Source organism: Oryzibacter oryziterrae, from assembly GCF_021864535.1.
In the GTDB taxonomy this organism is placed as follows: domain Bacteria; phylum Pseudomonadota; class Alphaproteobacteria; order Rhizobiales; family Pleomorphomonadaceae; genus Pleomorphomonas; species Pleomorphomonas oryziterrae.
Map to the genome: position 1 here is coordinate 43,096 of NZ_JAKJIC010000003.1, position 13,681 is coordinate 56,776.

The following is a 13,681-nucleotide window of genomic DNA, read 5'->3' on the forward strand; positions in this document are numbered from 1 at the left end:
AAGGATGATAGATCAGTTCCTTGCCTATCTCGATACGGCCTATCGCATTGGCGATAAAGACATGGCCGATATGCGACGAGAACTACTCTCGCAACCAGGAGAACTAGCCCTCGACCCGATATTTGAAGTAGTTCCTAGGTATGAGACGTGCGGGCACGGTTTGGAAACGCTCATTGATGACCCTGAGCATAGGCTTAAGGGGCTCAACAAACGCGAACGAACCGCGTTTGTGCAGCTCGCTCTCTCTGGGCTTTTCGAAAGAGATTTCAAAAGTTCGACGCTCAAGGGCATCTATGAACCCTATCTTCATCAGATCGAAATGCTCGAACGCGGTGTGAGTGACGGCACCCCGAGCATTATAACCTCGGGCACCGGCTCGGGTAAGACTGAAGCTTTCATGTTGCCCGTGCTAGCGCAAATCTCAAAAGAGGCTTCGTCATGGCCAAAGCCTAACGCCCCTTATGATGATGCTTGGCTCGATCCAAAAAAGTCGTTTGAGCTTTATAGACGCAATGAGCATCCGGGACGTCCTAAGGCCGTCCGTGCGCTGATCCTCTATCCCCTGAACGCGCTGGTTGAGGATCAAATGGTCCGGCTCCGTAAGGCTCTGGACTCTCCGGAGGCACATGCCGCGATGGACCTTAACTTTAGCGGAAACCGGATTTTCTTTGGACGCTATACGGGCAAATCGCCGGTTACCGGATTTATGCGTCATCCCCGGCGCGCCAAGAACGAGATGTGGAAACACCGGGCTGCGCGGGCACGCGACAAACTGAAAATCGAAATGAAACGTTACCGTGCGATCCAACGTCGCCTTTTGGACGAGGGTCGATCTGAGGAACTGAGATACGCGTTCCCGTCGACGGACGGCGGCGAGTTGATATCTCGCTGGGACATGCAAGCTACGCCGCCAGACATCCTCGTGACAAACCAGTCCATTTTGAACGCGATGCTTGTCCGTGAGGTAGACGCACCAATCCTCGATCAGACCCGAGATTGGTTGATGAACTATCCTGATGCACGCTTTTATCTGGTGCTAGATGAATTGCATCTTATACGCGGCTCAGCCGGTGCAGAGATGGCCGGCCTCATTAGGATTCTTTTGGAGCGCCTCGGCCTTCTACACCCGGAATATGCGCACAAACTCCGCATCCTTGCCTCCTCCGCTTCGTTGCCGATGGATGACAAAAATGCTGCTTCCAGCCTAGAATATCTTAAGAATCTTTTCGGCGTTGCGGGCACATCCGGGGTCAAAGATATCGATTTAGTCTGGCGACGCAGTGTCATTACAGGCAAAGCTGTCACAACTCCCGAACCTGGCGCCAAGCCTAACGCAGCAAGCTTAATCGCGCTGGCCGCAGCACTTGCTTCTTCCGCATACAGACTCGTTCCCAGCCATCTCTGCTCAGCCTTTGTGTCTGCCGCACGGAGTGTGCCCGGCACCGAGCACCTTGATGATACTACAGCACTTGAGAACGCAACGAGGGTTGCTGCCTCGATGCTGGACTATGCAATGCAGGATACAAAAGCGCCGAATGGTCGTCGCCCCCAAAAGGTGGAGGAACTCGCCAAGAGACTCTATCCTGGCGAAGCGCCGCAAGTTGTGCGCGGGTTACTAGCGCTGCGCGCAATTCCCGACCTTCCCGAAGAAATTCTTCCGGCCTCTCTCAAGCCGGATCGTGACGCATTACGTCTGCTTCCTGGTTTCAGGATGCATTGCTTCGTACGGAATATTGAGGGTCTGTTCGCTTCCGTAAGCCTGCATGGCGACGGATTGTTGAGGTGGGGCAAGCCGAGCATTGAACGCGGGTTGAGTTACGACGATGTGTCCAGTGACGGGCTACAACGGCGTCTCTTTGAACTCCTATATTGTGAAGCGTGCGGCGACTTGTATTTGGGGGGCAAGCGGGGAACGGCAGGGGGTGTTGGCTCGGCAAGAATGGTCTCGCTGCTTCCTTCGCCGCAAGAACTTGAAAAACTGCCGGAAAGCGCGTCGTCCACCAGATTCGAGGATTCAAGCCATCGCGAATTCGCCCTATTCTGGCCAGGACGGGCGGAACCAAAGCGAGAGATAAAAGACGAGTCTCCGTTCAAATGGAGACAAAGTTTCCTTAACCCATATACCGGTGTAGTTGCGGAAACTGGCGGGCCTGAAGCCATTCCTGGCTATCTGCTCGATTGGCCCAAATCGCAGGCAACGGATTTTCATCGACGTTCGGCAGATGAGGAAGGAACCGCCGTTCCCTATTGCTGCGCGAAGTGCGGTACCGACTATTCCGGGAGGTTCAGGGCGCCGAATTCGCTCAAGCGTGAAGGTCGAAAATCTCCTGTTCGAAGTTTCCGCACGGGTTTTGCCAAGACCTCCCAATTGCTTGCGACCGAGCTAGTTGCATCCCTCAAAGCGCAAGGTGGGGACGGTAAACTGGTCGCCTTCTCGGACAGCCGCGAGGACGCGGCCAATCTGGCCCTCGACGTAGAGGTTCAACACTTAAAGGACCTTAGGCGCGAGATCCTAATGACGGAGGCCACCAAACTTGGGTTGAAGAACGCGTTTAGCGATGAGGATAGGGCCACGATGGCCCAACTCAAAAAGACAATTAGTGATCTTTGGGAGTCGAACAAAACCGAAGAGGCTGAAGGCGCACTGAAAGCGCTTAATCAGCTGAAGAGCCGTGAAGCCGCTAGCGGCTATCCTGCTAGCATTCCACTGATCGAACTATTTGAGTTCAAGAGGGGAGAGAAGAGCAATAACGAAGTTCGTCCTATCGTCAGGGAGTTGCTTAACCTCGGTTCTACACCGATCGACGGAGCTGATACCTGGGTCACGCGAGTCAAGGGTAGACCCTGGTATAGTTTTTTCAACAAGACCAAGGGCAACACGATCTTGTGGAAATCCGAGGACACGGAAAGCGACGAGAAACTTCAAATTCTGGGGCTTGCGAGGCAGACTCTTCAAAAAGAGCAACCGCCGGAAGCTACCGATCTACTCTTCAGCAAGACCTACTTCGCTTTGGAAGAGACGGGGCTCGGCTGGCCGAGCTTTTACGGCCCGGTTGAATATACCGATCAGTGTTCCCGAAATGACGCGTGGCTTCGTATATTTTCCGATGCCTATCGGATCACTCCAAACCAATACAATGAAGCGACCCCGACCTCGTGGCGGACGGCGGCAGATCTGCTCGGTCAGAAAAAAAGCCGCCTAAACACGCTGTTGGCTACTCTCTTTACCAACCCCGAGGTCGAAGCGGACAATTTCCTAAAGATCCTTCATGGGGAGCTCGGCCAAGATCGTGGCGATGGATCGATCGATATCACTAGGCTTTATTTTCGAATGGCGCGGCCGCACGACAATGCCATCCGCTGCACAAAATGCGCGCGCGTCCATCTCCACCACGGATTTGGTAGATGCACGCGATGCGGAGAAAAGCTGGAATGGGATGGGCAGCTGAACGCCGAGAAGGTGGCGGAAGACAACTTTCTGGGCCGACGTGTGCGTAGAGCCATCGGGAACTCCGAGCCTCTCTTCCGACTGAAATGCGAGGAGCTTACAGGTCAGACGCACGATCCGGCTCAGCGTCTACAGCAATTTAAGGGCGTATTCGTGCGCGAGGAAGGCGAAAACGAAGCGGAGTATGAGGGGCGCAAGCTGTTTGACACAGCCGATCTCCTTTCCGTAACGACGACAATGGAGGTTGGGGTCGATATCGGCTCGCTACAGGCAGTTTATCAGGGCAACATGCCGCCCCAGCGCTTCAATTACCAGCAACGCGTCGGGCGAGCTGGGCGTCGTGGCCAGGCGTTTTCAACCGTACTCACAGTGTGCCGAAGCAAGAGCCACGACATCCACTACTTCCGCAATCCAATCGAGATCACGGGATCGGCACCACCTCCACCTTTCATAACGACGGGTCTAGTTGACATCCCGTCCCGTCTCTTGCGCAAATTCTGGCTCGTGGAAGCGTTCAATCTCCTAAGGAACGAAAGCGGAGACAACTGGACTGGCGACGACGTCGTGCCTGGCGATATTCACGGCGAGTTTCTTTATTGTAGTGAGTATTTCCGAAAAGAAGCAGGTTGGAAAGATAAGTTGAACCGTGCCTTGAACCGTACGGAGCACAGGCGAAGCGAGATAGCTAAGATTCTGGCTCAAGCTTCCAATTGCGATGTTGCCGTAATCGAGGCACGCGTCACAAAAAACAGCTTGCTTCAACAGATCGATGAACTTGAAGGGAGCTACGGTCTCCAGGCAATTGGAATAGCCTCCGCTCTGGCAGAGGGCGGCCTCGTACCGCTTTATGGCATGCCGACGCGATCACGGAACCTCTACGTAGATCTGTTGAAGACGGGCAATGGGGAAGCGGACTGGGATACCATCGATCGGGATCAGGACATGGCGATCTTCGATTTTTCGCCAGGGAACGTGCGTACGCGAGAGAAACTCCGTCATCGGTGCGTCGGCTTTACCGGCGTACTCAAGGTGCCCGACGACCGCAAAGGTGATTTAGACGCGCCGATGAGACCTTACTCCGACTGGAGAAAGGAGGATTTTCATCTACGCTTTTGTCACGCCTGCAGCACTTGGTCGAAGGGTACCGAGTTTACGCTGGAGTGCGACGACTGCGGTACAAAGCTTAATGACGATCCCATCCACTGTGTCACGCCTACCGCCTATCGGACCGATTTCCGCCCCTCGGCGGATCCGATTGCTTCGAAGGTTGGTCAGCTCATTACTCTGGCGAGCCTCGGAAAACCCGACGACACCGTTCAGGATGCGAACTTACGAGTAAATTTCGCCGAGAGCTCGGAACTGTATCTAGTCAATCCCGGAGCGCGTTCCGAGGAAGGACCACTAGGATTCGAAGGGTTTGCCGTTCAGGACGTGAAGGACGATGCGGCAAAGTCGGTCCGCTGGTTCCGGCGCTCTCCTATGCTTAGGTTGGAAGGGCAAGCCATTGACCCGCGAGTGGTGGAAGAGGACACCTTGCGTTGGCGTGGCGCAAACGAAGTTACGAGAGCTTGGCTGGCCTCGCCAAAAGTGACGAACTCTCTGCAAATCGGGCCGGTAACACTCAATCCGAATCTACGGCTCTTGGACATGGACGTTTCCATGAACAATCGACATCCCAGTCGCACCAGCATTAGGGCGGCTGCGATATCGGCTACAGAGCTAATCGTCCAAAGGGCAGCGCTTGAGCTGGACATTGCCCCGGAGGAGTTTGAAAATCTTGCTCCCAATATCGTAAGGGGAGCTGACGGAAGCCGGGTGCCGTATCTCCAGATAGCTGACGCGTTGCCCAACGGTTCGGGCTTTTGTCGTCACCTGCTGTCCAACAGTAGATTGCCTGTCTCTGCTCTCATCAGAAGCATGCTCGATAAAGATGACGAGTGGCCTCGGAGCGCTGTAGGGGATAAAGAACACCGGGAAAAGTGCACTACCGCCTGCTACCGCTGTCTCCAGCGTTACAATAATAGGAACCTTCATGGTTTGCTGGATTGGAGGCTTGGCTTGTCCTACCTCCGTGCACTCGTTGATCCTCATTTCGAGTGCGGGCTCGACGGTAATTACGAGAGCTTCGAAATGTCCGATTGGCCGAGCATTGCGTATCAGCTCGCCGGGCAAACAACGACCTTCATCCCCGGAAATAAGATATCACATCTGAACGGCAGGGAAGATATCCCGATATTCACGCTCGATAGCAAACAATCACGTTGGGGGGTGGTTGTTCATCCACTATGGGATCAGACCAATTTCAGTTCAAAATTCGGCCTCGATCACACGGTCGTACCAATTGATAGCTTTGAGCTTGCACGACGTCCTCTGGAGGTCCTGCAGCGAGCCCTGCATTCAGGTAACCGTCCGGTGGCTGCCCCTTTGTGAGTTGGGCTTGTGGGCGTAGTTACGGAACTAAATACATCATTAGTTCCGTAGCTTGGGTGTCCGATGGCACGTGTGGAGATTTTGACGGGTCGGTAACGGCGTCGTACCTGGCCCGATGAGGAGAAGCTGGCAATCCTTTCCGAGGTGGCGTCAAGGTCGGGGACTGTCATCGAAGTGGCTCGGCTCCATGATGTGTTACCGCAGCAAATCTATGCTTGGCGGCGCCAGTTCCACCGATCGGCCGAACCGCCCCCCCTTCGGCTGTACCGGTGTTCCTGCCGGTGACCGTGGTCCCAACTGTCGATGCGCCGCAGGCTCGGGAGCTGAAGACTTCGGCCAAGGACAAGCTTCTCCGTGCCGGTTGGCGCATGTGGAGATCCGCTGCAAGGGCGGCCGCGTTCTGAAGGTCGATGCCGGCACCTCGTAGCGGTGTTTGGCGAAGTCAATTCGCTACCAATATGGCATTGGTGGGCGTATTGTTTTTCATGGTCATGGTCGGTCAGGCTCCACGGAGAGGCTTGCAACGCCTTCACTGTAGAGATTGTTGATTTCCGCGGGGCACAGAGACACCGTGTGGCGAAAGCCATTCTGAAGTTGGTACACCTTTGCCGCTTGACAGGCAGCCGAGTTGCCGCAAAGTTGCGTTACAGTAGTTTACTTGAGATTAAGAATGCGGGAATCCGATCGGGTCACGGAGAAGCAAGCCCAAGCCCTCCCTGTCGTCGTCATTCAGCATCCCGCCGACTTCGTCGCCGGTGAATCCTTTTCGCTGATTCGATCGAGCACCGGCGAGTTTCGGAACTGGGAAGCTTGGCAGACCGAGCCATTCAGTTTTCCCGCGACCGTGCTTGACTTATCCGTTGAGCATCAGGTGTCGATCCCGCGAAACCTTCTCTGGAAGGTCTTACCGATGGAATCGATCACCCTCGAGTTCAAGGTGGAACCGCCAGTCAAGATCCCCTTTGTATATCAGCCGCTTGATGAAGAAATGTCGCAGCCGCAAGCTCCAGAAAGCGACCCGGTCAGCGATCTGCTCCAGGTGATGCAGCAGAACAGCCAGTCGGCAAGTCTCGTCTCGCCATCTCCTGCAGCCACCAACCTGGTGAGCATGGAACCACCGCCCCCGCGTGGTATCGTCGATCCGACATTGGTAACTCGACTCGGTTCCGGCACTGTCAACGCGAGACTGGCCTCTCCGTTTGCCTTGCTGATGGCAGTGCCGATTCTGATTGTCTTTTCTTGCGTTATTGGTTGGTACTTGCACCAATGGTGGACAATATCACCGCCGCAAGTATCCACCGCGGAAACAACACGCGAGGCAGATCTCACAGCGCGCGAGGCTACGCTGAACGAGCAAAAGGAGGAACAGGCAAAAGCCGCGCAGAACGTTATGGGCCAGATCGCAGCTCTCGATCAACGGGAAGTAGCGTTGAAGCAGTTAAGAGAAGATCTTCGCGACACCCAGAGCAAACTCGACAAGCAGACGACCGACCTCAGTGACAAGTCTGCGGCACTCAATAGACAAGAAGCATCTCAAAATCAGAGAGAGTCAGACCTTGACAGCAAAAACAACGATCTGACTGCGCGGGAGCGGGACCTTGCCGATCGTGCGACCGCGGTCAAAAAGCTCGTTGCCGATCTGATCCGTCAACAAACCGACATTGACACTCAGAAGACTCAGCTAGCGACGACCCAGAAAAGCTTGACCGACTTTGCCGCGCAACTTAAGGCCCTGAGGGATCAACTTCAAGTCCAGCAGCAAAACCTGGCGGTAGCACAAGCGCAACTGGCCAAGGACCGCCAGGATCTCGATCAGCGCCAGAAATCTCTGGCAAGTACGAACGCCGGTGGACAGCCAGGGTTCCCGTCCGGTTTTCCGGGTTTGGAAAACAACTTCGGCGCGTATGCCATCGACAAGCAGGGGCACGTCTGGCTCGCATGGAATGCTCCTACCGTCGATGTTGCCCGCGCCGTTGTGACAGGAAACTGCGCGAAGCTCGCTTCTGCCCAGAACTGCTATGTTGGTATTTTTACTGAAGGCTGCATCGCCATTGCCGTCGGTGCGAGCGGAGGTTGGGGGATGGGGCGCGGACAGTCGCGCAGCGAAGCCGGCTTAGCTGCGGTGGAAGCTTGTCGCGGCGCCCGCAACACCGGGTGCCGGGTAACGCGCGAACAGGCTGCCTGCATCGGAGAATGACACCGGTGCCGCCAGTGACCGAAATTCGGTTCCGTGCGTGGGTCGATTGTAGTCGCGTTCTTTACCGGGAACGCCCACGCGGGCGCCGCACTTCTCCCTGCCCGCCGGGCTCTCTTTTGGATGACGATACCTCCGATTGACTCGGATTGATCGAACAGGGTGACTGCTCGCCACGGGACTTCTGCAATCGCTCCGCACCATCTTGGAGTCTGTTCGCCCGTCGCTGCTCCTCGCGACGTCGGCTCTCCTCTCCCAACTCAGTCGCGGCCTCGGTAAGCCGATCAGCCGCCTCCTGCGTCGTTCGTGACGGATTTGGTTCGACGAAACAATGCCTTTCACCGGCCGGGTCTAAGCACGAACGATCGGGCTGCGGCGCGAAGGCCGTCGCCGATAGAGCAACGCTCGTCCCCAGAAGCCCGAGTCCGAATGCGCCGACCTTGCGCTCCACGCGTTCCGCGTCCCGCTCCGGCTTCGCTGGCATACGCCGCGGAGGGCGACCGGGTGGTGGAATGGCTGCCAAGTTCTTCTCCTTCCGGTACTGCCGAACGATCGGTACTGAGGCGTGACAAAGCGATGCAAATTGTGGCTATACTACCAGCTAGTTCACACCCTAAACAGGTGACCTAGATGTTGTTCAACCCATTGTCCGCGGTACTAAATACCATTTTCAATCTCATTATCAACCAGAAGCGCTACTCGAATTCCCTGAGAAACCTGAACAGAAGCGACGCGCACGGCGGGGCGAAGTTCATGGAGCCCGGCGAAATCGTCGATCGTGGCCTGACGGTCTGCGACAGCGGCGACGTGAACGGCATTTTGATCGGCGGAGTAGAGACGGCGCGCGGAGGTGAGGTCGTCGTCTGCTACCCTGGTGATCGGCACCTGATCACCTTCGCGCCGACCCGCTCCGGCAAAGGTACCTGTCATGTCATCCCCAACCTGCTCCTGCACCGAGGCGCGACTTTCGTCATCGACGTCAAAGGAGAAAACTTCCTGGCCAGCCAACGCCAGCGGTGTGGTTATGGACCCGTGATGGCGTTCGCTCCCTACGATCCGCGCATTCCTTCTGTACGTGTCAACCCGCTCGATTTCGTGCGCATAGGCACCATCAATGAAGCCGATGATGCGCGAGCGCTGGCCAACCTTCTGATCGAAGCTTCCGGATCGGACAAAGACAAATTCTGGGAAGAGTATGCACGCACGCTTTTGACCGGCTTTATTCTCTATATGCTCCACGACGCTCCTGAGTCGCAACGCAATCTGACCAGCGTTGTCGGACTGCTGTCGCTGCCACGCGACAAACTCAACATCCATTTGCAGTCGATGAGCCGGCATCGAAACGGCACCGTCGCCGCGGCCGGCGCCAATTTTTCCGGTATGGCCGAGGAGATGTTTCAGAACGTCCTCGCCAGCGTTTACCCACAAATCGCTTGCTGGGCGGCAGGCGGTCCGTTGGAAGCATTGACCTCCACCAGCGACTTCACCTTCGATCAACTCAGGATACAACCGGCGAGCTTCTTTCTGATCATCCCCCTCGATCGAATCCGCGAGAACCGCAGCGCATTGCGCGTGTTGACCGGCATGGCAATCCGCTCGCTTGCCCGAACCATTCCAAAATCCAATGACCGACGCATCCTGTTCATTCTCGATGAATTCGCCAACCTCGGAAGGATGGAGGATGTCGAGGATGGAGTAACCTACCTCGCAAGCACCGGAGTTCAGCTTTGGATGATCGTGCAGGATTTCAGCCAGCTGAAGAATGTCTACCACGAAAAGGCTGACACCATTTTCGCCAACTGCGGAGCCCGCATCGTCTTCAACGTTCAAGACGTCGAGACGGCGAAGAAAATCTCGGAAATGATCGGCAACACGACCGTAATTGTCGAAACACCGACTCGCAGTAGTGGCGGATTATTCACCGCCAGCACCGTCGGCATGAACCACTCGGTTGCGGCTCGGCCGCTGATGACCCCTGACGAAGTGATGCGGCTCGATCGGAGCGAACAAATCGCCTTTCTCGACGAGAACCGACCGGTGCGCTGTCGGAAATGGTACTACTTCGATCGCCCCGAGTTCAGGTCGCTTTACGATGATCCACGACCGTTGCTCGGTGCTTCGAGCCTGCCACAGCTAGCCACGACCAGTCGTCCCGCTGGCGGAACGACTACGCCATCGCGTACGGCGCAAGCTACCCCCTCTCGTGGTGCCAACCCTACACCAGCCGTTCCCCTGATGGCCGGTCGCCCGCCGCGAAAAGCGGCTTCGGCGTCTAGTCGCGTGCAGCCCGCGGCCCCCGCTTCGCGACCGGCGAACGCGCCACCAAAGGGCCGACCGCCGCGCCAGCCGACGGGCCGCCATTGACGCTGAACCGCAAGGACGACCGCAGCAGAGCATTTCAGATCCGCTTCACTAGGTATTCCAAGAGGGAGTCAGTCCTTCTTGCCCAAAATCCTGCCCACGGATTTCAACCATCGATTCTTCGCCGGTTCAGACGCTTGGGCGTTGCTTGCCTTAACGGACGGTTCTGTATCGACGATTCCCAGGTTGGCGTCGGTAGCCACGTCGCCACTCGATTGTACCACAGGCGCCTGCACTGACGCCAAAGACTCTTGCAGTCCTGTCTGATCGGCCTCGGAATCGGCTGCTGGCCCGGAGTACGAGACATCGGTGGATTGCACAGTTTCGACGTCGAAGCCAGAAACAACCATCCCAACTTCGGAGAGATCAAGGGGGGCGTCATCGACGTCTTCAGACGGGCGAAGCTCGACCTCGCCAACTGCCGATCGCGGTAGCAGCCTACGACAGACAAAACCGTCGTCATGAAGTTCGAGAGCTGACGCAAAAGCTCTTTCGAGTTCCCGCCCCACGGTCCAGCCCGAACTCCTGGACGCGGCGTCTTGGATAATGCCAAAGGCCGTCGCGACATCAACGCCAGTTTCGTGAGACAGCATCAACGCCGCCAAATGTACCAGCATGGGATCGGCAAGCGCCGGGGCCACGCCGGTCAACTCAACGATGGCGTAAGCACGGGCGAGCGGGGAAGTGCCTTCTGCTGCAGCGCCACTGCGAGCTAGAACCCGCAACAACGTCGACGGCGCAATGCGATCGCCACGGAGCGACAATCGGTCGGCACTAACCGCCGCCCGGTCACGAATCTCGTCCGGCAACCGACCCGAGGCAGCAGCGGACTGGAGAAAGCCGAAGCGCATGTCGATAGGCGTGCCGTCGAGATCGTTGAAGCCCGCGCAAAAGTCGATGAGACCACCTACCAGACCGAGCAGTCGCTCTCCAAGCGCTTCGCTGTTGGATCGGCCCCGCAGCAGCCGGCTAGTATAAAGAACGCGGGCGGACGGGGGCCACGATTCGAAAGCCTTGAAAGTGGCTTCTTCCAGTTTGGCGTCGGAACTCAGAATACCTTCGAAGGTCGACTGGATACCCCCCATTGTCAGAGCGGCAGCTTCCGCGTTATCGTAGGACACCCTAAGTGCAACTTCAAACACACGTCGAACTTGCTCGGCACCTAGAGGTCCAAGACGGTCTTGAATCGCCTGGATGAGCGGCGCGGGAGACGTTCTCCTTGAACAGATCCGAAACGCGAGATGCAGCAACGCCGCGGCACACTCCTCTGGGGCGACTGGCGCGGAGGCAACGGGAACGGGTGTCGGTGACGAGGTTTCCGCCGGCTGGCGACCTTGACCTTCAATGCTCCCCCCCCCTTGAAAGGACGGTGTACTTGTCGATTGGATTGGCGTCGCTTGATCCATGGGGGGCGCACGCTCAGGCAATCCGGCACTAGGCGAACGCCCGGGGCGAACGACAGTGCCTTTGGGACTCGGCGAGACAGACGGAACCCGCAGCCGCTTGCCCTTTGGTGGGTCCAAAGGGATCAGGATTGCTTGGCTGGTGTTAATTGGCGGGATCTCACAACACATCACCGTTAGATCGGTACCTAGATCAACGTCCATGTCGTAACTAGTCAAAAGCCCAAAAGTCATTCTTGGGAAAGAACTCCGCATCAAATTCATCAACTCGACCGCAACACGAAATCTTTCTTCTATATCTCCCCCAACAACAATGACTTTGCAGATGCTTCTCCTGTACGAAAGAACATCCACCGCTGAGATACAAGCCTCGAATAGCTCAAAGTTCAAGGATCTTCTTTTTATATACCATGTTAACGACTTCTGAAATTCACTCAATACAAAAAAAGGAGAGCGCCGACTATGACCGTCGTTCCTTTCTGTTTGCGAGTGCCAGAAATCACTGCCTCCCGTCAAAAAAGAAAAAAGTATATCACTAAAATCCTTAGATAAGGAGAACCCAACCACCTTACCTATGATATTAAGACCAGTATCTGAAATATTACGCTTGCGAAATATGCAGATCAAGGCACCATATCTATCATTTCCAAAATACAGATAGAAATCTGAAGAATTGAAATTCGATGGCTCTATTTGACATAATTCAAGGATTATTCGGAGATTGGAATCAAGAATCCATGTCAACTCATCTATACCAGGCTGAGGCAACAAGCGGAGCTGCTGGTGCCCGTCTAAATATAGAATCGCTTGGTGTACGGATGTGTTCATCGAACCGCCCTCACCAACCCGCTCGCCTTCAGTAGCCAAAGAAACGGCTCTTCGACACGATGGGGGCTGACTATAACTACATGCCCATCAGCATCGGGTTCGACTCCAAGACCAGAAACGGCGAAACAACCAACCTTTCGGAAACGTCGTTCGAGAGTCTGAACCAATTCCAGACCGACCTCGCTCTTCATCAGCGTCTCGCGGCTGTGCTCCATCGTTGCATCAAGAAGGTCGAAGCGCACACGATCCTGGTGCCGTACGCCATCGGACAGACGTGGATCCAACAGACCACGAACAGCAAGACGGTCGATCTTGCCGATGACCAAAGCCACGGGGACATGCGACAACCGTCTCAGTGGGCGGCCGCAACGAGAGGCTGCCGCAATAAGTGTTTCGATCACATCACGCGTGCGGCCGTCGATTGTGTCTGCAGCGTCGGGCTGGTTGGCCGGGGCAACGATCAGGAACGCGTCCACATCGATGATTTGCCGACCGTGATTGACCAGCGCCTTCTCATCGAGACAGTCTTCACCCGATGGGTCGAACAGAACCAGGTTAACCGCCAACCCGTACCGTTCCGCAGTCAGTTCATATACCAAAGGTTCGCCCACGTCCTGTGCCACCGAAAGACGATGGGTCGAGGGCAGCGTCCGCCTTTGTTCGAATACCCAACGCCGCGCCTGATTTGTCTGCGACTGACGTGTCCGGCCGACAGGGCGAACCGTCAACCCGAGGCTTGGTCCGAGCAACCGCTCCAAACACTCGGCCTGGGCGACGAGCAGATGCGTCTTTCCCGCACCCGGTGGACCTACGATTGCAATGCGAAATATTTCATGATTGCCAATATTATCCGGCAACTCACCATGACAATTCGGACAGACTCGCTGACGAGTCGGTCGGCCACAGCCCGCGCAGTTGATCTCGTTTATCGGCGCCACTACATCCATAGCGCCACCTAGCAGGACCAACAATCGCGACAGCCAGGGGATGGCCGAGTACTTCTGGCGCCAGGTTTGC

The 13,681-nt window shown here is 56.1% G+C and carries 5 protein-coding genes and 1 pseudogene; 4 read left to right on the forward strand and 2 right to left on the reverse strand.

The features are described from left to right. Positions 1–4 precede the first annotated feature (4 nt). The 4 genes and pseudogenes from L2I41_RS04720 (at position 5) to L2I41_RS04730 (ending at position 10,436) form a co-directional block, all read left to right on the forward strand. Positions 5–5,878, forward strand: a complete 5,874-nt coding sequence (locus tag L2I41_RS04720; protein ID WP_237152367.1) for a DEAD/DEAH box helicase — start codon at positions 5–7, stop codon at positions 5,876–5,878. Positions 5,879–5,986: 108 nt separating this feature from the next. Then, positions 5,987–6,163, forward strand: a pseudogene (locus L2I41_RS21610) (transposase); the annotation flags it as partial. A gap of 385 nt (positions 6,164–6,548) precedes the next feature. Continuing rightward, entirely contained in the window at positions 6,549–8,075 is a 1,527-nt protein-coding gene (locus L2I41_RS04725) for a DUF4189 domain-containing protein (RefSeq protein WP_237152368.1), read from the forward strand. 627 nt (positions 8,076–8,702) lie between these two features. Continuing rightward, a complete protein-coding gene (locus tag L2I41_RS04730; RefSeq protein ID WP_237152369.1) occupies positions 8,703–10,436 on the forward strand; it encodes a type IV secretory system conjugative DNA transfer family protein in 1,734 nt (577 codons plus the stop codon). A gap of 68 nt (positions 10,437–10,504) precedes the next feature. Here L2I41_RS04730 and L2I41_RS04735 read toward each other — a convergent pair whose 3' ends face one another. Together L2I41_RS04735 and L2I41_RS21615 are read right to left on the reverse strand one after the other, a co-directional pair. Further along, positions 10,505–12,664, reverse strand: coding sequence for a hypothetical protein (locus tag L2I41_RS04735; RefSeq protein ID WP_237152370.1), 2,160 nt, complete (start codon positions 12,662–12,664; stop codon positions 10,505–10,507). Then, a complete protein-coding gene (locus tag L2I41_RS21615) occupies positions 12,661–13,275 on the reverse strand; it encodes a hypothetical protein (protein ID WP_390633828.1) in 615 nt (204 codons plus the stop codon). The genes L2I41_RS04735 and L2I41_RS21615 overlap by 4 nt, the downstream gene beginning before the upstream one ends. Positions 13,276–13,681 lie beyond the last annotated feature (406 nt).

What these genes read in the sequence shown, in the direction of transcription:
- L2I41_RS04720 (WP_237152367.1), top strand. Translation starts at nt 5, where the DNA reads ATGATAGATCAGTTCCTTGCCTATCTCGATACGGCCTATCGCATTGGC.
- L2I41_RS04725 (WP_237152368.1), top strand. Translation starts at nt 6,549, where the DNA reads ATGCGGGAATCCGATCGGGTCACGGAGAAGCAAGCCCAAGCCCTCCCT.
- L2I41_RS04730 (WP_237152369.1), top strand. Translation starts at nt 8,703, where the DNA reads ATGTTGTTCAACCCATTGTCCGCGGTACTAAATACCATTTTCAATCTC.
- L2I41_RS04735 (WP_237152370.1), bottom strand. Translation starts at nt 12,664, where the DNA reads ATGAACACATCCGTACACCAAGCGATTCTATATTTAGACGGGCACCAG.